General features: G+C 61.8%; 20 protein-coding genes. 9 read left to right on the forward strand and 11 right to left on the reverse strand.

Translation table 11 applies throughout. The features are described from left to right. The first annotated feature begins 275 nt into the window (after window positions 1-275). On the forward strand, window positions 276-1,025 hold the full coding sequence (locus tag FHX10_RS13700; RefSeq protein WP_028756961.1) for a GH25 family lysozyme: 750 nt from the start codon (window positions 276-278) through the stop codon (window positions 1,023-1,025). A 25-nt stretch (window positions 1,026-1,050) separates the two neighbouring features. On the opposite strand, the gene FHX10_RS13705 is transcribed toward FHX10_RS13700, so the two are convergent. The 4 genes from FHX10_RS13705 to radA form a co-directional block, all read right to left on the reverse strand. Beyond that, window positions 1,051-1,791, reverse strand: a complete 741-nt coding sequence (locus FHX10_RS13705) for an SDR family NAD(P)-dependent oxidoreductase (RefSeq protein ID WP_028756960.1) — start codon at window positions 1,789-1,791, stop codon at window positions 1,051-1,053. Between the two features lie 90 nt (window positions 1,792-1,881). Beyond that, the gene (gene purF / locus FHX10_RS13710) at window positions 1,882-3,372 is read right to left on the reverse strand and encodes an amidophosphoribosyltransferase (protein ID WP_028756959.1); all 1,491 of its coding nucleotides are present in this window, start codon (window positions 3,370-3,372) and stop codon (window positions 1,882-1,884) included. A gap of 148 nt (window positions 3,373-3,520) precedes the next feature. Beyond that, the gene (locus FHX10_RS13715; protein WP_028756958.1) at window positions 3,521-4,147 is read right to left on the reverse strand and encodes a CvpA family protein; all 627 of its coding nucleotides are present in this window, start codon (window positions 4,145-4,147) and stop codon (window positions 3,521-3,523) included. A gap of 90 nt (window positions 4,148-4,237) precedes the next feature. After that, the gene (gene radA, locus FHX10_RS13720; protein WP_028756957.1) at window positions 4,238-5,638 is read right to left on the reverse strand and encodes a DNA repair protein RadA; all 1,401 of its coding nucleotides are present in this window, start codon (window positions 5,636-5,638) and stop codon (window positions 4,238-4,240) included. Between the two features lie 166 nt (window positions 5,639-5,804). On the opposite strand from radA, the gene FHX10_RS13725 reads away from it, so the two are divergent. Further along, a complete protein-coding gene (locus FHX10_RS13725) occupies window positions 5,805-6,440 on the forward strand; it encodes a LysE family translocator (protein WP_097631074.1) in 636 nt (211 codons plus the stop codon). Between the two features lie 10 nt (window positions 6,441-6,450). On the opposite strand, the gene alr is transcribed toward FHX10_RS13725, so the two are convergent. Then, window positions 6,451-7,614 (reverse strand): alanine racemase, encoded by a 1,164-nt coding sequence (alr, locus tag FHX10_RS13730; protein WP_018241436.1) that lies wholly within the window; start codon window positions 7,612-7,614, stop codon window positions 6,451-6,453. Window positions 7,615-7,804: 190 nt separating this feature from the next. Here alr and FHX10_RS13735 point away from each other — a divergent pair, with 190 nt between their 5' ends. The 3 genes from FHX10_RS13735 to FHX10_RS13745 all read left to right on the forward strand — a co-directional run bounded on the left by FHX10_RS13735 (window position 7,805) and on the right by FHX10_RS13745 (window position 9,712). Beyond that, window positions 7,805-8,626 (forward strand): AraC family transcriptional regulator, encoded by an 822-nt coding sequence (locus tag FHX10_RS13735; protein WP_183908411.1) that lies wholly within the window; start codon window positions 7,805-7,807, stop codon window positions 8,624-8,626. A 67-nt stretch (window positions 8,627-8,693) separates the two neighbouring features. Continuing rightward, window positions 8,694-9,413 carry an AzlC family ABC transporter permease gene (locus FHX10_RS13740; RefSeq protein WP_028756954.1) on the forward strand — a complete coding sequence of 240 codons (720 nt, stop codon included), beginning with the start codon at window positions 8,694-8,696 and terminating at the stop codon, window positions 9,411-9,413. Next, window positions 9,410-9,712 carry an AzlD family protein gene (locus FHX10_RS13745; protein WP_028756953.1) on the forward strand — a complete coding sequence of 101 codons (303 nt, stop codon included), beginning with the start codon at window positions 9,410-9,412 and terminating at the stop codon, window positions 9,710-9,712. The genes FHX10_RS13740 and FHX10_RS13745 overlap by 4 nt, the downstream gene beginning before the upstream one ends. Before the next feature lie 24 nt (window positions 9,713-9,736). Here the strand turns inward: FHX10_RS13745 and FHX10_RS13750 are convergent, their stop codons facing one another. The 6 genes from FHX10_RS13750 to FHX10_RS13775 all read right to left on the reverse strand — a co-directional run bounded on the left by FHX10_RS13750 (window position 9,737) and on the right by FHX10_RS13775 (window position 15,456). Beyond that, a complete protein-coding gene (locus tag FHX10_RS13750) occupies window positions 9,737-11,233 on the reverse strand; it encodes a replicative DNA helicase (RefSeq protein WP_183908409.1) in 1,497 nt (498 codons plus the stop codon). Between the two features lie 398 nt (window positions 11,234-11,631). Continuing rightward, a complete protein-coding gene (gene rplI, locus FHX10_RS13755) occupies window positions 11,632-12,210 on the reverse strand; it encodes a 50S ribosomal protein L9 (protein ID WP_028756952.1) in 579 nt (192 codons plus the stop codon). 22 nt (window positions 12,211-12,232) lie between these two features. Beyond that, the gene (locus FHX10_RS13760) at window positions 12,233-13,219 is read right to left on the reverse strand and encodes a DUF2232 domain-containing protein (RefSeq protein ID WP_047616315.1); all 987 of its coding nucleotides are present in this window, start codon (window positions 13,217-13,219) and stop codon (window positions 12,233-12,235) included. A gap of 156 nt (window positions 13,220-13,375) precedes the next feature. Further along, window positions 13,376-13,624: a 30S ribosomal protein S18 gene (gene rpsR, locus FHX10_RS13765; RefSeq protein WP_003547038.1), complete on the reverse strand. Its 249-nt coding sequence runs from the start codon at window positions 13,622-13,624 to the stop codon at window positions 13,376-13,378. Between the two features lie 14 nt (window positions 13,625-13,638). Further along, on the reverse strand, window positions 13,639-14,106 hold the full coding sequence (gene rpsF, locus FHX10_RS13770) for a 30S ribosomal protein S6 (RefSeq protein WP_003547040.1): 468 nt from the start codon (window positions 14,104-14,106) through the stop codon (window positions 13,639-13,641). Window positions 14,107-14,412: 306 nt separating this feature from the next. Then, window positions 14,413-15,456 carry an aldo/keto reductase gene (locus FHX10_RS13775; protein ID WP_028756969.1) on the reverse strand — a complete coding sequence of 348 codons (1,044 nt, stop codon included), beginning with the start codon at window positions 15,454-15,456 and terminating at the stop codon, window positions 14,413-14,415. A 201-nt stretch (window positions 15,457-15,657) separates the two neighbouring features. Between FHX10_RS13775 and fabD the strand changes: the two genes are divergently transcribed. The 4 genes from fabD (at window position 15,658) to fabF (ending at window position 19,249) form a co-directional block, all read left to right on the forward strand. Beyond that, entirely contained in the window at window positions 15,658-16,602 is a 945-nt protein-coding gene (gene fabD, locus FHX10_RS13780; protein ID WP_028756971.1) for an ACP S-malonyltransferase, read from the forward strand. A 30-nt stretch (window positions 16,603-16,632) separates the two neighbouring features. Next, window positions 16,633-17,370, forward strand: a complete 738-nt coding sequence (gene fabG / locus FHX10_RS13785) for a 3-oxoacyl-[acyl-carrier-protein] reductase (RefSeq protein WP_028756972.1) — start codon at window positions 16,633-16,635, stop codon at window positions 17,368-17,370. Window positions 17,371-17,656: 286 nt separating this feature from the next. After that, a complete protein-coding gene (locus FHX10_RS13790) occupies window positions 17,657-17,893 on the forward strand; it encodes an acyl carrier protein (RefSeq protein ID WP_003547058.1) in 237 nt (78 codons plus the stop codon). Between the two features lie 93 nt (window positions 17,894-17,986). Further along, window positions 17,987-19,249, forward strand: a complete 1,263-nt coding sequence (gene fabF / locus FHX10_RS13795; RefSeq protein ID WP_028756973.1) for a beta-ketoacyl-ACP synthase II — start codon at window positions 17,987-17,989, stop codon at window positions 19,247-19,249. Window positions 19,250-19,287: the final 38 nt, after the last annotated feature.

Here is a 19,287-nt window from a genome sequence, read left to right on the forward strand (position 1 = left end):
AGAAAAATAATGCGACCGGCGGACCGGGGCGTTTCGCATCTTGACTATTTGGGAGACGAAAACGGCCGGGCCAGCGCTCGCGCTAGCGAATAATCTTCCGGCAGATAATGCAGATAACCGTTTTCATGGCGGGTTTTATGGCCCGGTTCGCGCTTCCGGTCAAGGGGGACGAAGAGCGATCGGCGGCAACAGGATCCATCCATCCGATTCTGCCATTTTCGCGGCGCAAATCTCGCATAGCCAGATGAGAAGCTGTCGAAAATTGGGGGGAAGGGATGCGGAAACTGGCTCGATCGACGATCGGAGCAACTGCAATTCTGGTGGTCGCATTCGCGGCATATCTGGCATACGATTTCGGGATGCTTCGCTTCAACAATCCCTCTCTCGACAGCTATCCGATCCAAGGCATCGATGTCAGCCATCACCAGGGTGATATCGATTGGAAGGCGGTCGCTACGCAGGCGAATGTCCGCTTCGCCTTCATGAAGGCGACCGAAGGGGGAGATCATCGGGATTCCAAATTCGCCGACAACTGGCAGCGCGCCAGAGATGCCGGCGTGGTCAGGGGCGCTTATCATTTCTTCACCTTCTGCCGCCCGGGCAGGGATCAGGCGCAGAATGTCCTGGCGACCGTGCCGAAGGAGCAGGGAACCCTGCCCATCGCCGTCGATCTGGAGTTTGTCGGCAATTGCAACAGAGTCCCGACGCTCGAGGAAATGGCGGCCGAGGTGAGCGCCTTCTTCGCCGAACTGAAAGTCACCTTTCCCGAAAAGCCTATCTTTTACGTCACGCAGGAATTCTTCGATCAATATCTGAAAGGCAATGAATCCCGCTTCCCCGATCATTACCTGTGGCTGCGAAGCGTGTTCAGGGAGCCGAGGCAGGAAGAATGCAGCCGTTGGTCGATCTGGCAATTTGCCGATAACGGCACATTGGACGGCATTCAGGGACCGGTGGATCTCAACGTCCTATGCCCGTCGGAAACGGGCCTGGCGCATCTGTTCCCGGCCGTTGCTGCGAAGTGAGACGTCTATAGCGCCGCGCGTCTTTCTATTCCGGCAGCCGGTAATCGACGAGCTTGTTTTCCCGCACCATAAACAGTTTGCCCGTCTCCGTTACTCCGGGACCGAGCAACGGCAGGATCGCCTTCGCCACTTCGGATGGATGCGGCAATGTCTGCGGATCTTCGCCGGGGACCGCCTGCGCCCGCATCGCGGTGCGTGTCGCGCCGGGATCGACGCTGGTGATCCGCAGCGGTGTGCTTTGACTTTCGCCCGCCCATGTGCGCGCCAGCGCCTCGACGGCGGCCTTGGAGGCAGAATAGGCGCCCCAGAAGGGGCGGCATTTATGGGCAGCGCCTGAAGACAGGATGACCGCTCGGCCGGCATCGGAACGGGCGAGCAGCGGATCGACCGAGCGGATCAGCCGCCATGTCGCGGTGACGTTGATGCTCATCACCTTCTCGAACACTTTCGCTTCGATATGGCCGATCGGCGAAATGACGCCGAGCACGCCGGCATTGGCGACGAGGATGTCGAGCTTGCCCCAGCGCTCGAAGATCGAGCCGCCGAGCGCATCGATCGCATTCATGTCGGCAAGGTCGAAGGGCACGAGCGTCGCCGTGCCGCCGACGGCCTTGATCGCATCGTCGAGATCCTCGAGCCCGCCGACCGTGCGGGCGCAGGCAATCACATGGGCGCCGGCTTTGGCCAGTTCCAGCGCCGTGAAATAGCCGATGCCGCGCGACGCGCCGGTGACGAGTGCGATCTTGCCCTCAAGATTGATGTTCATGATGTCGTATTCCCCGACGAAGGGAGAGGGGTGCGGTGAACCCCTCCGGGATGGATGATAGGAAAGCCGGCCCCGGTCAGCCGTTGCTTGTCAGCCGTTGCTGGCAAGCATCGAAAGCTTGTTGCCCATCGACTCGCCGTTCTTGTCGAGTAGGCGGGTCGGGTAGTCACCGGTGAAATAGTGATCGGTGAATTGCGGCCGGGCCGGATTGCGATCCTCGCCGCCGACGGCGCGGTAAAGCCCGTTGATCGACAGGAAAGCCAGCGAATCCGCACCGATATATTTGGCCATGGCTTCGACATCGGCATACTGGTTTGCCAGCAGCTTTTCGGCATCGGGCGTGTCGATGCCGTAGAAATCCGGGAAGAAGATCATCGGGCTTGCGACGCGGACATGGACTTCGCGCGCGCCGGCTTCGCGGATCATCTGGACGATCTTGAGAGAGGTCGTGCCGCGCACGATGGAATCGTCCACCAGCACCACTCGCTTGCCTTCGATCATCGCCCGGTTGGCCGAATGCTTCAGCTTCACGCCGAAGGCGCGGATCTGCTGCGTCGGCTCGATGAAGGTACGGCCGACATAATGGTTGCGGATGATACCGTATTCGAAGGGAATGCCGCTCTGCTGGGCATAGCCGAGCGCTGCTGGCGTGCCGCCATCCGGCACCGGCACGATCACGTCGGCATCGACGGGCGATTCCTTGGCGAGGTTCATGCCCATGTTCTTGCGCGTCGTATAGACGTTGCGGCCGCCGACGACCGAATCCGGCCGGGCGAAATAGACATATTCGAACAGGCAGAGGCGCTCCGGCTGCGGCTTGCTGGGCTTGCGCGCATCGATGCTGATCGAGCCGTCGGGCTGGATTTCGCAGATGACGACTTCGCCGTTTTCCACGTCGCGGATGAACTTGGCGCCGATGATATCGAGCGCGCAGGTTTCCGAGCAGAAGATCGGCTTGCCGTCGAGTTCGCCCAGCACGAGCGGGCGGATGCCTGTGGGGTCACGGGCGGCAATCAGCTTCGTGCGCGTCATGGCGAGCATCGAATAGCCGCCTTCCATCTGGCGGATCGCATCGATGAAGCGGTCGGATGTGGACGCATGGCGCGAGCGGGCAATGAGGTGGAGGACAACTTCCGTGTCGGAGGTGGACTGACAGATGGCGCCGGTGGCGATGATCTGGCGGCGCAGCGTCAACCCGTTGGTGAAATTGCCGTTATGGGCAATGGCGATGCCGCCTTCTTCCAGTTCGGCAAAGAGCGGCTGCACGTTGCGCATTGCCACTTCGCCTGTCGTCGAGTAGCGCGTATGGCCGATCGACATGCTGCCGGGTAGGCGGGCGAGCGTCATCGGATTGGTATAGTGGTCGCCGACGAGGCCCATATGGCGCTCTTGATAAAAGCGCTTGCCGTCGAAGGAGACGATGCCGGCCGCTTCCTGTCCGCGATGCTGAAGCGCATGCAGGCCAAGCGCCGTGAGCGCTGCGGCATCGGGATGTCCCAAAATTCCGAATACCCCGCATTCTTCATGCAGCGTATCTCCGTCGAGCGGATCGTCGGTCGGGATGGCATGGGACTGGTTCATTTCTGCGGGCCTCTGCTCTCACAAGAATGGATCGGCATTTCCAGAAATAACGGAAGCCCGGCGGAGCTGGAATGCCCGACCGGACCCTCATTCACATTCCGCTCAAATGGCAATTGCCTTAAGGCGGGTCAAGCTCTTGAACACTGTGTCAATTCGCCGGCTGCTGTGCGCCGTCTGCAGGCGCATTCGGTGCGTCTTCCGCCGGAGCCTGGTCGCCCGTCGGCGGCGTGGTACCCTCAGTGCCCTGTGCCTGCGGCTGAAGCTTATCACGGATGCTCGCCGGTATCATCTGGGCAAATTGCTCCGGCAGAGCCGATTTCAGCTTCACGACCATCGAATCCAGGAAGGGCTTCGATTTGGCTTCGTTGACCCAGGCCGGGCGGTGATCGACATCGACCAGCCAGTTCCAGAAGGCGACGGCAACGACAAGCAGCAGCACGCCGCGGGCTGCCCCGAACAGGAAACCGAGCGTGCGATCAAGCGCGCCGACGCGGCTGTCGATGATGAAATCGGCGATCTTCATCGTGATGAAGGAGATGACGATGAGCGCGATCAGGAAGACGACCGCTGCCGAACCGATGATCGCAATGCGGTCGTCATCGGTGTATTTCTTCGCATAGGGCAGCAGGTAGGGATAGAGGTAGTAGGCCGCCGCCGCCGAACCGCCCCAACTCGCGATCGAGAGGATCTCGCGCGAAAAGCCGCGGACCATCGCCAGCACGGCGGAGAAGAGCACGACGCCGATGACAATACCGTCGAAAATCGTAATGGGCATGTATATTCAACTCCAGGACTGCCGCTTGGCGGCCGTGTCGTGCCTTATCGTGTGCCTCCTATATCATCACCAATCTTGGCAATGAAAGGATCAAACCTCGTCTTCCACACGCAACGCCCCCTTCGACCCGGCGATGCGCGCGACCAGATCCGGCAGGCTTTCGACCTCGCTCCAGCGCCCGCCGGAACCCTTCGGCAATTCGGCGGAGGCGGATGGAAGCAATGCTGCGGAAAAACCCAGCTTCTCGGCTTCCTTGAGGCGCTGGGCGGTGTGCGCAACCGGCCGGATGGCGCCCGACAGGCTGACTTCGCCGAAATAGACGCAATCGGCAGGAAGGGCAATACCGGCAAGCGAGGAAACGAGCGCCGAAGCGACGGCCAGATCGGCCGCCGGTTCGGTGATGCGGTAACCGCCGGCAACGTTGAGGTAGACGTCGTGCTGGCCGAGCCGGACGCCGCAATGGGCTTCGAGCACGGCCAGGATCATCGATAGCCGGGCCGAATCCCAGCCGACCACGGCGCGCCGCGGCGTGCCAAGCGAGGTCGGCGCCACCAGCGCCTGCACCTCGACGAGCACCGGACGCGTGCCTTCCATGCCGGCAAAGACGGCAGCACCTGGCGATTTTTCGTTGCGCTCGCCGAGGAAGAGCTCCGACGGGTTGGCGACTTCGCGCAAGCCCTTGTCGGACATTTCGAAGACGCCGATCTCGTCGGTCGGGCCGAAGCGGTTCTTGACCGTGCGCAGGATGCGGTAGTGATGGCCGCGATCGCCTTCGAAATAGAGCACGGCATCGACCATGTGTTCGACGACGCGCGGGCCGGCGATCTGCCCGTCCTTGGTCACATGCCCGACGAGCACCATGGCGGCCCCCGTCTGCTTGGCGAAACGGATCATCGCCTGCACACCGGTGCGCACCTGCGTCACCGTTCCCGGCGCGGATTCGGCCAGTTCGCTCCAAAGCGTCTGGATCGAATCGATGATGACGAGGTCCGGCCGCTTGCCCTCGGCGAGGGTCGCCAGAATATCCTCGACATTGGTTTCGGCCGCCAGCATCACGTCGGTATCGGCCGCCGCGAGGCGTTGCGCCCGCAGCCGGACCTGCGCTACGGCTTCTTCGCCGGAGACGTAGATGATCTTGTGGCCGCGCCGTGCAAGGGCGGCGGCCGCCTGCATCAGCAGCGTCGATTTGCCGATGCCGGGATCGCCGCCGATCAGCACCGCCGAGCCGCGCACGAAGCCGCCGCCAAGCGCCCGGTCGAGCTCCGACATGGCGGTGTGGATGCGCGGCGCCTCCTCGATCTCGCCGGATAGCGCCGTCAGCGCCACCGGGCGGCCCTTTTTCGGCGTCTTGCCCGGACCGGAGCCGATCCCGCCCATCGGGTCCTCTTCGACGATGGTGTTCCACTCGCCGCAGTTTTCGCATTTGCCGGCCCAGCGGTTATGAACCGTGCCGCAATTCTGGCAGATGAATTGTGTCCTGGCCTTCGCCATCAATTACTCTTTCAGTCCGGGTTCCCGAGGCAAGCAGACGCGCCGCTTCATCGAATCATTGTCGTGCTTGAGATAATGGCTATCGCGACGGATCAAAACTAATGATTTCCCCATCAGCGCGCGCCGTGCCTATCCTTTGTTCTCTGCTTATCCGGAACGGTGGAAGATGTTCGATTATTCGCTCGCGCACTGGCTTGCATTTCTGTCGGCTGCGGTTTTGCTCAACCTCTCGCCCGGCCCCGACATCGCCTTCATCCTCGGTCACACGATGAGAGGCGGAAAACGTGCCGGTTTTTCCGCGTTGTTCGGCGTCTGGTCTGGCGCCTGCCTGCACGTGCTGATGGCGGCACTCGGTCTTTCCGCCGTGCTTGCCGCTTCCGCCGCCGCCTTCTCGACGGTCAAATGGATCGGCGCCGCCTATCTCGTCTGGCTGGGCATCCAGGCGTTGCGCGCCGGCGGCGGCAATGGACTGATAAAGGCTGCCGGTGAAGAAATGCCGGGCGCAAGGATCTACCGGCAGGGAATCCTGGTGTCGTTGCTCAATCCGAAGGTGGCGATCTTCTTCCTGGCCTTCCTGCCGCAATTCGTCGTCGAAGGGGCAGGACCGGCATGGGCCCAACTCCTGCTGCATGGCGGGCTTATCATTGTCGTCGCTGCCTTCATCGAGCCGCCGCTCGTCCTTCTCGGCGGGCGCCTTGCCGATGCGCTCAGGCATAATCAGAAAGTCGGGCTATGGCTCGATCGCAGCCTCGGCGCGCTTTTCGTAGCGCTCGGCGTCCGCCTTGCGCTCAGCAGCCGTTGACGGGCGAACTCTACTCCTCGGCGACATAGCGCCGCTCATGGCGGAGCCCCATGCTGGTCAGGATCTCGTATCCGATCGTGCCTGCTGCCCGCGCCACGTCGTCGACTGGCATATTCTTGCCGAACAGCTCGACATAATCCCCGGCGCGCACGGCATTGTCAGGCAGGTCGGTGATATCGAAGATCGTCAGGTCCATGGTGATCCGGCCGGCAACCGGCACCTTGTGTCCGGCGATAAAGCCTTGCCCGCCTTGCGGCACCGCTTGGCGCAGCGGCACGCCGCCGCTCGACTGGCTGCGCATATAGCCGTCGGCATAACCGGCCGAGGCGATCGCCAGCCGGCTTTTGCGGTTGAGCTGCAGCGCCCGCCCATAGCTGACGGTCTCGCCGGCCTCGACATTTCGCACCTGGATGATGCGCGCTTCCGCGGTTGCCACCGGCCGCATCGGGTTCGTCATGCCGCAGACCGCTTCGCCGCCATAGAGCGCAATGCCGGGGCGGGTCAGGTCGAAGTGATAATCCTCGCCGAGAAAGATGCCGGCCGAGGCCGCAAGACTTGAATCGATGCCTTCATAGGCGGCGCTAACCCTGTGGAATGATTCGAGCTGCCGCCGGTTCATCGCATGGCTGGGATCGTCGCCGCAGGCGAGATGGCTCATGACAAGCACCGGCGCGAAACTCGCCGGCCGCGAAACATCGTCGACGAGCGCGATCGCATCGTCGATATGTAGTCCGAGCCGATTGAAACCGGTATCGACATGCAGGGCGCAGGGGTAGTCGCCGTAATCGGCCAGCACCGCCATCCAGAAGGCGAGTTGCTCGTCGGAAGAAATCACCGGCACCAGATCATTGTCGAAGAAGCGTCGCTCGGTGCCCGGCCAGATGCCGGAGAGCACGAAGATGCGCGCCTCCGGCGCATAGAGGCGAAGGGTGACGCCCTCGTCGACGGTCGCGACGAAGAAGTCGCGGGCGCCTGCCATATAGAGCGCTTCGCCGGCATCCTCGATGCCCATGCCATAGGCATCCGCCTTGACGACGGCCGAGGCGCGCGCTGCACCGGAGCGGCGCGCCATATCGCGCCAGTTCTCCGTAAGCGCGGTCAAGTCGACGGTCAGCCGCAGGCCTGCGGAAGCGAAAAGATCGTCGTCGTCGAAGGGAATGGGAAAATCTGTCATGAATCGCCGTGAAGAAATGAAGGGAAAATCACCTCACCCAGTCTAGTGAGCATTGTGGCCAAGGGAAAGCGCGGGCGGTCACATACCATCCTTTGCCGCCTGTACGATCACTTTTGTTCAAGACGCATGGCGGCTTCGGCGCTAATCTACCCGCATGCAGAACGTATCTCAGAAAGAGGCGGCGGAGGCTATGCCGCTCGCCAACGTGGAATCGGCCCGCTTTTGGCGGGACAGCCGCTTCCGTGACATGGAGTGTCTGAGCGCTACCTTTCTCACTCATGAATATGCGCCGCATGCGCACGATACATTCAGCATCGGCGCGATTGAAAGCGGCAGCCAGATCGCCACGCTGAGCGGCAGGCGGGAGGAAACCGGCCCGGGCGACCTTTATCTTATCGATCCGGGCGTCATTCATGACGGCGCTCCCGGCGGCGAGGGCTACCGCTACCGCATGATTTATCCGGACATGAAATTATTCATCGATATTCTGGAGGATGTGACGGGCAAGGCCTTTCACGCGACGCCGTCTTTTTCCGGCGGGCTTCCACGCGATCCGCAACTCGCCAATGCTTTTCACGCCGCCCACCGCACGCTCGAAAGGGGCGCAGGTGCATTGGAGTCCGATGAAAGCATGTTCTCGGTGCTGGCGGCGATCTTTGCGCGCCACGGCAGCACGATCGTCGTGCCTGTCGATACGCAGGAGCGAAGCGCCGTCGCCCGCGCGCGCGAATATCTCATCGAGAATTTCGACAGCGACGTCGGCCTTGAGGAACTGGCCGGGGTGGCGAGGTTGAGCCGCGCGCATCTCATCCGCGCCTTCCGCAAGGAATACCACATCACGCCACATGCCTTCCTGACGGACCGGCGCGTGCAGGTGGCCCGCAGGCTGCTGCGGCAGGGGCACATGCCCGCCGATATCGCGCTCGCATGCGGTTTTGCCGATCAGGCGCATTTCACCCGGCACTTCAAGGCGCGGACAGGCGTAACACCCGGTCAATTCCGTACTGGCTGATCACTTTCGTTCAATACGGCTGTGTCGGGCTGGGCTACTGCTCCGTGATCTCAATCAGGAGGTTGCCATGTTGCAGCAAAGCCGGCCATCCAGCGAATTTCTTACCGGCGAATTTCTTGCCGGAATGCGCGCCATCTTTCCGCTTGTCGTCGCCGTTGCTCCGATCGGTCTGGTTTTCGGCGCGATTTCGGCCACCAAGGGTCTTTCGGTGTTGGAAACGACGCTGATGAGTGCGCTGGTCTTCGCCGGCGGCTCGCAGTTCGTGGCAATGGATATATGGGCGCATCCGGCAAGCTGGGTCGGCGTCGGCTTCGCAACACTGCTGGTCAATATCCGCCATGTGCTGATGAGCGCGTCGCTCGGTATGAAGATGCAGTCCTTCTCCACCATCAAGCGCTATGCCGCCATGCTGTTTCTCGCTGACGAACTCTGGGCCATGGCGGAGTTCCGCGCCGGCAGCACACGGCTGACGCCCGTCTGGTATGCCGGCATCGTCGCGCCCTTCTATGTCGCCTGGGTCGGCTCTTCGCTCGCAGGCGCGTTGCTCGGCGTCTTTCTGGGCGATCCGGCGGTCATCGGTCTCGATTTCGCTTTTCCGGCCGTGTTTGTCGTGCTGGTCATGGGCTTCTGGAAGGGACCGGAAACGGGCGCAATTCTGGCCGCGAGCGGAATTGCAGCCGTCGCCGTCCATCATTTCGTGCCGGGCGTCTGGTATATCGCAGCCGGCGCTTTGGCCGGACTGGTGATGGCTTTCTGGAAGGGTGGGGTCCAGGAGCAGGCCGCATGACGCTTGATATCAATACCCTGCTTGCCATCCTCGCGATGGCATTCGCGACGATTTTCACGCGCATCAGCGGTCTCGTCCTCATCCGTCACGTGCAGCTGGACGAGCGCTGGAAAACGGCGATTGAGGCGATCCCGCCTGCGGTCCTGATGGCCGTGATCGCTCCGACCGCCTTTGCGACCGGCTGGGCGGAGACACTGGCATGTGCCGCAACGGCGCTGGCCGCCCGCCGCCTGCCGATGCTTGCCAGCGTCGTCGGCGGCGTTGTGACGGTGGCCTTGTTGCGGGCCACAGGTTTCTAGGGGAAATTGACCCGGAAAACCGCGTCAATGTTCCTCGTACTGTGTGAAGGAGGGATCGGCGAGATCGGCGAAGCGGGTGAATTCCGACTGGAAGGCGAGCTTCACCGTGCCTGTCGGCCCGTGGCGCTGCTTGGCGATGATGACGTCGGCCGTACCTTTTACCTTGTCGAACAGCGCTTCCCATTCCGGATATTTCGGATCGTGGATGTCGCGCGGCTCCGAATTTTTGACGTAGTATTCCTCGCGGAACACGAACAACACGACGTCGGCGTCCTGCTCGATCGAGCCGGATTCGCGAAGGTCGGAAAGCTGCGGGCGCTTGTCGTCGCGGCTTTCGACCTGACGCGAGAGCTGCGACAGCGCGATGATCGGAACGTTGAGCTCCTTGCCGAGCGCCTTCAGGCCGGTGGTGATCTGGGTGATTTCCTGGACGCGGTTGTCGCTGGATTTGCCCGAGCCGGTCATCAGCTGGATGTAGTCGACCACAAGCACGTCGAGGCCGCGCTGGCGCTTGAGGCGGCGGGCGCGCGCCGAAAGCTGGGCGATCGAAATACCGCCGGTCTGGTCGATATAGAGCGGCACTTTCTGCATCATCATCGAGCAGGCGACGAGCTTTTCAAAATCGGCATCGTTGATGTCGCCGCGGCGGATCTTCGAGGAGGAGACTTCCGTCTGCTCGGAGATGATACGGGTGGCGAGCTGTTCGGACGACATTTCGAGCGAATAGAAGCCGACGACGCCGCCGTTCTTCGCTTTCATGCTGCCGTCCGACTGGACTTGGCCTTCGTAGGCGGCGGCGATATTATAGGCGATATTGGTGGCAAGCGAGGTCTTGCCCATGCCGGGACGTCCGGCCAGCACGATCAAGTCCGAACGCTGCAGGCCACCCATCTTGGAATCCAGCGAATGGATGCCGGTGGAAATGCCGGAAAGCCCGCCATCGCGTTCCTTGGCGACGGCCGCCATGTCGATCGCCAGCGCAACGGCATCGTTGAAGGCCTGGAATCCGCCGTCGTAGCGGCCGTTTTCCGCCAGTTCGAAGAGGCGGCGTTCGGTATCTTCGATCTGCGACTGCGGCGGCATGTCGAGCGGCGCGTCATAGGCGATGTTGACGACGTCCTCGCCGATGGTGATCAGCGCCCGGCGCAGCGCCAGGTCGTAGATCGCCCGGCCGTAATCCTCGGCATTGATGACGGTGACGGCGTTGCTGACGAGGCTCGCCAGATATTGCGAAACCGTCATGTCGCCGACCTTCTCGTCGGCCTTCAGGAAGGTCTTGATCGTCACCGGATTGGCGATCTTGCCCATGCGGATGATATCGCCGGCAACCTCGAAGATCTTCCGATGCAGCGGTTCATAGAGATGGATAGGCTTCAGGAAGTCCGACACCCGGTAATAGGCGTCGTTGTTCATCAGGATCGCGCCCAGAAGCGCCTGCTCGGCTTCGATATTGTTGGGTGCTTCGCGATAATGCTGCTCCGACGGAGCAACGGCTGCAATCTTTCGAGCGGCGTCGTTCATCATCATCCGTTCTGTCTTTTTCCAGCTCCGGATTTGCAATTCCGGACGCGAAAATCAAGAGGCTGCGAAAGGAGCGGGAGCTCTCTTCGCCTAAATCCTGAACGCTGTGCACGTTGTTCGACTTCTCCACAGTCCTGGGCGACACAAAGGAGAAATACCGGCAGTGTCACCCGCACGACACGGTCTGGCGCCGACTCAGCGCATCCGTTTCGGAGAAGGGTATTTTAGCGTGGCGCGATAAGGCGCGCAGCAAAAACATCCAGGAAATCCCCTTAAAAAAGCGACCCCGATCGGCCGCGCCTGTCGAAGGGGTGGAAAACGGTCTGTCGAAGGTGTGTAAACGAAAAAGCCCGGCGCGATGGCCGGGCTTTCTCTCTCGTGGATCGCTCCGACGAAAATTATGCTTCGTCTTCGTCGACGCCGTCGGCTTCCGGATCGAAGAAGTCTTCCGGACGCAGCGCGTCTTCGTCGACGCCGTAGATCGCGTCGACCGAGGTGAGTTCTTCACCCTTGGCCTGGCGCTCTGCCTCTTCGGCAGAACGGGCAACGTTCAGCTCGACGTGGATTTCGACTTCGGCGTGCAGTTGCAGCTCGACCTTGTGCAGGCCGATCGACTTGATCGGCGTGTTGAGGTGGACCTGGTTGCGGCCGATGTTGAAGCCTTCGGCGGCGAGGATCTCGACGACGTCACGGGCGGCGACCGAACCGTAGAGCTGGCCGGTTTCGCCGGCGGAACGCACGACGATGAAGGACTTGCCGTCGAGAACGTCGGCGACCTTCTGGGCTTCCGACTTGCGCTCGAGGTTGCGGGCTTCGAGCGTCGCACGCTCGGCTTCGAAGCGGGTCTTGTTGGCGGCGTTGGCGCGCAGCGCCTTGCCGAGCGGCAGCAGGTAGTTACGGGCAAAGCCGTCGCGAACCTTGACGGTTTCGCCCATCTGGCCGAGCTTGGAGATGCGTTCGAGAAGAATGACTTCCATTTTCTTTTTCCTTTCTTGTGTCTCAGATTTTCGTATCGGGTTGTTTGGGGGCATCAGCATCTTTCGTCGGGGTCAGCGCGATCGCCTTGCGCGTATCGCTGAGACCAAGGACGAGGATGAGGAGAGCTGGCAGCAGCATGAGCATCGAAGCCAGGTAGCTAAGGATGAGGGCCGGCATGCGCCAGTCCTTGCCGCGCGTGCGGAAATGCAGCGAGGCGAAACCGGAGAGCATGAAACCGGCGCCGAAGGTGCCGATCACGGTCGCGCCGACCAGCGCCGGAACGCCGCCGAAGAAGCAGGCGGCAAGCCCGGCCAGGAAGATGAAGATCGAGTTGCGGTTCATGCGCAGCGACGAGGGAATGTCCTCGCGCGGGCGAAGGCCGCGGCCGGAGGCTGAGACGATGCGCACCGCAAAATAATAGGCAGCAAACAGCATGGAGACCCACATGCCGCCCTGCAAAGCCGGCAGCATCAGCAGGATCAGCGATTTGGTCTGCGCGGTCGCCGCCGGATCGGGCATGAATTCCGGCTGCTGCTGTTTGAGCGAGGTGATCAGCAGGTCGACGATCGGATCGGTGATCTCAGGCCCGTAGCCGATGATCACGCCGATGACGATGACGGCGAGCGTCACCAGGCCGCAGAGATGCAGCAGGATATCGGAGAGCGGATACCAGGCAAGCAGGTGGTCGGGGCCACCGAGTTCGGAGGCGGGACGCGCGAGATTGGCGAGATGGCTCAGCCAGCCGGCCGGCAGAAGCGTCACCAGCGTCATGATCAGCGCGAAGGAAGGCGAGATCAAGATCGCGCCGAGTGCGGCAGCGGTGGTGACGGCCGAGATCGCCGCGGCATTGCCCCATCCGAGCCCGACGATCAGGATCGGCAGCGCTGAAGCCGTGTAGAGAAGCGCGCTGAAAAACGACGGCTGCATGCTCGCGCCCAGCACCAGCAGGGCGGCGGTCAATCCGGCGAGTGCGCCGATCAGCAGCGTTCTAATGTTTAGTCGTTTCAAGGTCGCTGTCCTGCTTCATCAAGCAGTTAGAGAATGTTGCTGAATCGAATTCAGAAACGTCTCAACATGGGTTTTAAGAGTTCCGATCCGCGCCCATCGCGAAAGGGAGAAGGGAAGGCACGAATGCCTTCCCTCAATGGTATTGGCGTTGGCCGATCAGGCGACGACGTAGGGCAGCAGGCCGAGGAAACGGGCGCGCTTGATCGCCTGGGCGAGTTCGCGCTGCTTCTTCTGGGAAACGGCCGTGATGCGGGACGGAACGATCTTGCCGCGCTCGGAAATGTAGCGCTGCAGCAGACGTACGTCCTTGTAGTCGATCCGCGGCGCGTTGGCGCCGGAGAACGGGCAGGTCTTGCGGCGGCGATGGAACGGGCGGCGGACCGGAGCGGAGGAAGTTTCAGACATATCTCGGATCTCCCTTATACACGGTCTTCGCGCGGACGGCGCGGACGGTCGTCACGGTCGCCGAAGCCACCTTCACGCGGCGGACGCGGGCCACGGTCGCGATCACCGAAGCCGCCTTCACGCGGGCCACGGCCGCCTTCACGCGGACGGTCGTCACGGTCGCGCTTCTGCATCATGGCAGACGGACCTTCTTCATGCTTCTCGACGGCGATCGTCATGTAGCGAAGAACGTCTTCGCTGATGCGCATCTGACGTTCCATTTCCTGGACGGCAGCAGCCGGTGCATCGATGTCCATCAGGGCGTAGTGCGCCTTGCGGTTCTTCTTGATGCGATAGGTGAGGGACTTGAGGCCCCAGTTCTCGATACGCCCGACCTTACCGCCGTTAGCTTCGATCACACCCTTGTACTGTTCTACGAGGGCATCGACCTGCTGAGCGGAAATATCCTGCCGGGCAAGGAATACATGTTCATAAAGAGCCATGACAGCTTTGCCTTTCTTGCGTTTGGTTCAACCCGATATTCGGCGGCTAAGCCTCAACGACTGCTCCTGATTGGGTAAACCCAGGCAAGAAAGCGTTTCCGAGACGGTCGAGAGCGGAGACACGGGAGGCTGGAACGCTTCCGTTCCGAACGATTTCCAAAAGGAAACCGGCCCTCCGTTCAGCCACCAGCCAGAAGACCGGGTTAACGAACAGGGCGGCTTATACGGATTTTTTGGGCAAAGGCAAGTGCAATCGGACCCGACGCAAACCGATGGTCGGCGTCGGGGGGCGTTACGGCAAGATGATCAAAGCGTCAGCGGATACTGGCGGTGCACCTTGGCGATCTCCGCCAGGACTTCGTGAGAGAGCGTCAGTTCGGCCGCGCCGATATCGACTTTCAGCTGCTCCATCGAGGTTGCGCCGATGATGACCGAGGCCATGAACGGCCTTGATCGGCAGAAGGCGAGCGCCATGGCCGCCGGGTCGAGGCCGAAGGTTGCGGCGATCTGCAGGTAGGCTTTGGTCGCCGGTTCCTGCAACGGCTGCAGGCGACCGCCGATATCGGGGTTGATCGAACCGCGCGAACCCTTCGGCCTGCCGCCATCTACATATTTGCCGGACAGGATGCCGCCGGCAAGCGGCGAATAGGCGAGCAGCCCGACATCCTCGTGATGCGAGAGTTCGGCGAGGTCGAGATCGAAATGACGGTAGAGCAGGTTATATTCGTTCTGGACGCTGGCAACGCGCGGCAAGCTCTTCTGTTCGGAAAGCGTCAGATATTTCTGTATGCCCCAGGTGGTTTCGTTGGAAAGGCCGATCGCGCGGATCTTGCCTTCCTGCACCAGCGCGCCGAGCGTTTCCAGGATGTCGAGCATGTTGGCGACGGCCTTGTCGCGATCCTGGTTGAAGGGATTGTAGCTCCAGTTCTGGCGGAAATGGAAATGGCCGCGGTTCGGCCAGTGGACCTGGTAGAGATCGACGTAATCGGTCTTCAGCCGCGCCAGGCTGGCCTCGAGCGCCAGTCGGATATTCTTTGCATCGGCGCCTTGGCCGCCGCGAATATAGTCGCGGCCGCGGCCTGCAACCTTGGTGGCGAGCACGATATCCCCGCGCTTGCCGGTCTTTTCGAACCAGCTGCCGATATAGTCTTCGGTCCAGCCCTGCGTTTCGGCCGAAACCGGCGTGGTCGGATAAAGCTCGGCCGTGTCGAAGAAATTGACGCCTTTTTCGACGGCGTAGTCCATCTGCGCATGCGCGTCGGCTTCGCTGTTCTGCGAACCCCAGGTCATCGTGCCAAGGCAGATCTCTGAAACGGAAATCTCGGTGCGGCCTAGTGAATTGTACTTCATGGAAAAACCTTGGAAGAGAGGTGAAAGCCTTGGGAGGGTCCGCGCAAATCTAGGCTGGATTTGGCGGAGCGCAAGAGCAAAAACCGGGCTTTTGCGCGCGTGCGAAAGGCTTTGCGCATAAGGGGCCGCCACTTGACTCTGCCGGAAAGAATGTCAATTGGAGGCAAAACAGCCTCAAGGGGCGCAATCAGGGACATGAAAATGACCATCGCTTTCACTTTTCCCGGCCAGGGCAGTCAGGCCGTCGGCATGGGCAAGGATCTCGCCGAGAATTTTGCCGAAGCCCGCGCCGTCTTCGACGAGGTCGACGAGGCACTCGGTGAAAAGCTTTCGGACGTCATGTTCAATGGTCCCGAGGATACGTTGACCTTGACGGCGAACGCCCAGCCGGCGCTGATGGCCGTCTCGATCGCCGTCGTCCGCGTTCTTGAAGCCAAGGGGCTGGAGCTGAAGTCCAAGGTCGCCTATGTCGCCGGCCACTCGCTCGGCGAATATTCGGCACTTTGCGCCGCCGGCACCTTCTCGCTCGCCGATACTGCGCGGCTTTTGCGCATCCGCGGCAATGCCATGCAGGCGGCCGTCCCCGTCGGCGTCGGCGCCATGGCCGCGATCATCGGCCTCGAACACGCCGACGTCGTTGCCGTCTGCGAGGCAGCGGCTGCCGTCGGCGCCTGTCAGATCGCCAACGACAACGGCGGCGGCCAGATCGTCATCTCTGGTGAGAAGGCCGCCGTCGAAAAGGCCGCCGGCCTTGCGACCGACAAGGGCGCCAAGCGTGCCATCCTGCTGCCGGTCTCCGCTCCCTTCCATTCAACGCTGATGGCGCCGGCCGCCGACGCCATGCGCGAAGCACTGGCAACGGTTTCGAAATCCGATCCGGTCGTGCCCCTCATTGCCAATGTGCGTGCCGCCCCCGTGACCGGCGCCGACGAGATCGCCGGCCTCCTGGTCGAGCAGGTCACCGGCCAGGTCCGCTGGCGCGAGACGGTGGAATGGTTCGCCGGAAATGGCGTCACGACGCTTTATGAACTCGGTTCCGGCAAGGTGCTGACCGGCCTTGCCCGTCGCATCGACAAGACGATCAACGGCATCTCCGTCAACGGTCCGGCGGATATCGACGCGGCCGTCGCCGCCCTCATGGCCTGATTGGTATCTCCAGATATAAGGAACGTTTCCATGTTCGATCTTTCCGGCCGCAAGGCTCTCGTCACCGGCGCATCGGGCGGTATCGGCGAGGAAATCGCTCGCCTTCTTCATAAGCAGGGCGCTATCGTCGGCCTCCACGGCACCCGCGTCGAGAAGCTGGAAGCGCTGGCCGCCGAACTCGGCGAGCGCGTCAAGATCTTCCCGGCCAACCTCTCCGACCGCGATGAGGTCAAGGCGCTCGGCCAGAAGGCCGAGGCCGACCTCGAAGGCGTCGACATTCTCGTCAACAATGCCGGCATCACCCGCGACGGCTTGTTCGTGCGCATGAGCGACGAGGACTGGGACAGCGTGCTCGAAGTCAACCTGACGTCGACCTTCCGCCTGACGCGCGAATTGACGCATCCGATGATGCGTCGCCGCTATGGCCGCATCATCAACATCACATCGGTCGTCGGCGTCACCGGCAATCCGGGCCAGGCCAATTACTGCGCCTCCAAGGCTGGCATGATCGGCTTCACCAAGTCGCTGGCGCAGGAAATTGCCACCCGCAACGTGACGGTCAACTGCGTGGCGCCCGGTTTTATCGAGAGCGCCATGACCGGCAAGCTGAACGACAAGCAGAAGGAAGCGATCATGGGAGCGATCCCGATGAAACGCATGGGTACGGGCGGCGAGGTCGCTTCGGCTGTCGCTTATCTTGCCTCCTCCGAGGCTGCTTACATGACGGGCCAGACGCTGCACGTAAACGGCGGCATGGCGATGATCTGAAACGACAAACTGTTGGCATGGGTATAATTCCGCCAATAGCATGTTGAGCAATCACGAACCGTTGATTTTCTGGCTTTGCGGCAGACATAAAGCATGTTAAGCGGGCCATGACTGTGAACAGTCGTCCCGAGAAAGCAGACGGACCGGCGGGCTTTTTGCAAGCCTGGGACATCTCTGAAGCCGGGTAAACGAGTTTGCCGAGGATGTCTGAAAACATCGCAGGCTGAAACAGGGTAAGGGTGCCGCAACGGCATTCCGATCAGGACATAAGGTCGAGGAAACCGACATGAGCGATATCGCAGAACGCGTAAAGAAAATTGTTATTGATCATCTTGGCGTCGATGCCGACAAGGTCGTCGAGAGCGCCAGCTTTATCGACGATCTGGGCGCTGACTCGCTCGACACGGTCGAACTTGTCATGGCTTTCGAAGAAGAATTCGGCGTTGAAATTCCTGACGACGCTGCCGACTCGATCCTGACGGTCGGCGATGCCGTGAAGTTTATTGAGAAGGCCCAGGCCTGATCCTGTGCATTTGAGAAAGGGCGGGCCTGGAGTCCGCCCTTTTCTTTTCGGCATATTTCTCCATAGAACATAAGAGACGGGGGGAAGCACGCGATGAGACGTGTCGTCATCACCGGTACCGGCATGGTATCACCCTTGGGATGCGGAACAGAGGTGACGTGGTCCCGGCTGCTTGCCGGCCAGAACGGCGCCCGCCTCGTCACCGAATTCGAAGTCGACGACCTTCCCGCCAAGATCGCCTGCCGTATCCCTGTCGGTGACGGCACCGACGGCACATTCAATGTCGATCAGTGGATGGAGCCGAAAGAACAGCGCAAGGTCGATCCCTTCATCATCTTCGGCATGGCCGCCGCCGACATGGCGCTTGCCGATGCCGGCTGGCACCCCGAGACCGATGAGGACCAGATCGCCACCGGCGTGCTGATCGGCTCCGGCATCGGCGGCATCGAAGGCATCGTCGAGGCGGGTTACACCCTGCGCGACAAGGGCCCGCGCCGCATTTCTCCCTTCTTCATTCCCGGCCGCCTGATCAACCTCGTCTCCGGCCAGGTCTCGATCCGCCACAAGCTGCGCGGCCCCAATCATTCGGTCGTCACCGCCTGTTCGACGGGCGCGCATGCGATCGGCGATGCCGCTCGGCTGATCGCGCTGGGTGACGCCGACGTCATGGTCGCCGGCGGCACGGAATCCCCGGTCAGCCGCATTTCGCTTGCCGGCTTCGCCGCCTGCAAGGCGCTGTCGACCCAGCACAATGACGACCCGCAAAAGGCTTCGCGCCCCTACGACCGCGACCGCGACGGCTTCGTCATGGGCGAGGGCGCCGGCATCGTCGTGCTCGAGGAACTGGAACACGCCAAGGCGCGCGGCGCCAGGATCTACGCCGAAGTCGTCGGCTACGGCCTGTCGGGCGATGCCTATCACATCACCGCGCCGTCCGAGGACGGCGAGGGCGCCGGCCGTTGCATGGCGATGGCGCTGAAGAGGGCCGGGCTGACGCCGGCCGATATCGATTACATCAACGCCCACGGTACTTCCACCATGGCCGATACGATCGAACTCGGCGCCGTCGAACGGCTGGTCGGCAATGCGGCGTCGAAGATCTCGATGTCCTCGACCAAGTCGGCGACAGGGCACCTTCTCGGTGCTGCCGGCGCCATCGAGGCGATCTTCACCACGCTCGCCATCCGCGACAATATCGCGCCGCCGACGCTCAATCTCGACAATCCCGAACGTGAGACGGCGATCGATCTTGTGCCGCACAAGGCGCGCGAGCGAGAAATCAATGTGGCGCTGTCCAATTCGTTCGGATTCGGCGGCACGAACGCGTCGCTCGTGCTGCGCCGCTACGCACAATAAGGGCCTCTACGCGGCGTAACGGGTGTCCCTTGCGCCGC

The sequence above is a fragment of the Rhizobium sp. BK591 genome (assembly GCF_014195045.1).
GTDB classification, from domain to species: Bacteria; Pseudomonadota; Alphaproteobacteria; order Rhizobiales; family Rhizobiaceae; genus Rhizobium; species Rhizobium anhuiense.

Bases quoted from the DNA above. Each gene is read 5' to 3' on its own strand.
- radA (WP_028756957.1), bottom strand. From the start codon at position 5,638: ATGGCGAAGGCCAGGACACAATTCATCTGCCAGAATTGCGGCACGGTT.
- FHX10_RS13735 (WP_183908411.1), top strand. From the start codon at position 7,805: ATGCCGCTCGCCAACGTGGAATCGGCCCGCTTTTGGCGGGACAGCCGC.
- fabG (WP_028756972.1), top strand. From the start codon at position 16,633: ATGTTCGATCTTTCCGGCCGCAAGGCTCTCGTCACCGGCGCATCGGGC.
- FHX10_RS13715 (WP_028756958.1), bottom strand. From the start codon at position 4,147: ATGCCCATTACGATTTTCGACGGTATTGTCATCGGCGTCGTGCTCTTC.
- FHX10_RS13725 (WP_097631074.1), top strand. From the start codon at position 5,805: ATGTTCGATTATTCGCTCGCGCACTGGCTTGCATTTCTGTCGGCTGCG.
- FHX10_RS13790 (WP_003547058.1), top strand. From the start codon at position 17,657: ATGAGCGATATCGCAGAACGCGTAAAGAAAATTGTTATTGATCATCTT.
- purF (WP_028756959.1), bottom strand. From the start codon at position 3,372: ATGAACCAGTCCCATGCCATCCCGACCGACGATCCGCTCGACGGAGAT.
- FHX10_RS13750 (WP_183908409.1), bottom strand. From the start codon at position 11,233: ATGAACGACGCCGCTCGAAAGATTGCAGCCGTTGCTCCGTCGGAGCAG.
- FHX10_RS13700 (WP_028756961.1), top strand. From the start codon at position 276: ATGCGGAAACTGGCTCGATCGACGATCGGAGCAACTGCAATTCTGGTG.
- FHX10_RS13740 (WP_028756954.1), top strand. From the start codon at position 8,694: ATGTTGCAGCAAAGCCGGCCATCCAGCGAATTTCTTACCGGCGAATTT.
- fabD (WP_028756971.1), top strand. From the start codon at position 15,658: ATGACCATCGCTTTCACTTTTCCCGGCCAGGGCAGTCAGGCCGTCGGC.
- rplI (WP_028756952.1), bottom strand. From the start codon at position 12,210: ATGGAAGTCATTCTTCTCGAACGCATCTCCAAGCTCGGCCAGATGGGC.
- rpsR (WP_003547038.1), bottom strand. From the start codon at position 13,624: ATGTCTGAAACTTCCTCCGCTCCGGTCCGCCGCCCGTTCCATCGCCGC.
- rpsF (WP_003547040.1), bottom strand. From the start codon at position 14,106: ATGGCTCTTTATGAACATGTATTCCTTGCCCGGCAGGATATTTCCGCT.
- FHX10_RS13775 (WP_028756969.1), bottom strand. From the start codon at position 15,456: ATGAAGTACAATTCACTAGGCCGCACCGAGATTTCCGTTTCAGAGATC.
- FHX10_RS13705 (WP_028756960.1), bottom strand. From the start codon at position 1,791: ATGAACATCAATCTTGAGGGCAAGATCGCACTCGTCACCGGCGCGTCG.
- FHX10_RS13745 (WP_028756953.1), top strand. From the start codon at position 9,410: ATGACGCTTGATATCAATACCCTGCTTGCCATCCTCGCGATGGCATTC.
- alr (WP_018241436.1), bottom strand. From the start codon at position 7,614: ATGACAGATTTTCCCATTCCCTTCGACGACGACGATCTTTTCGCTTCC.
- fabF (WP_028756973.1), top strand. From the start codon at position 17,987: ATGAGACGTGTCGTCATCACCGGTACCGGCATGGTATCACCCTTGGGA.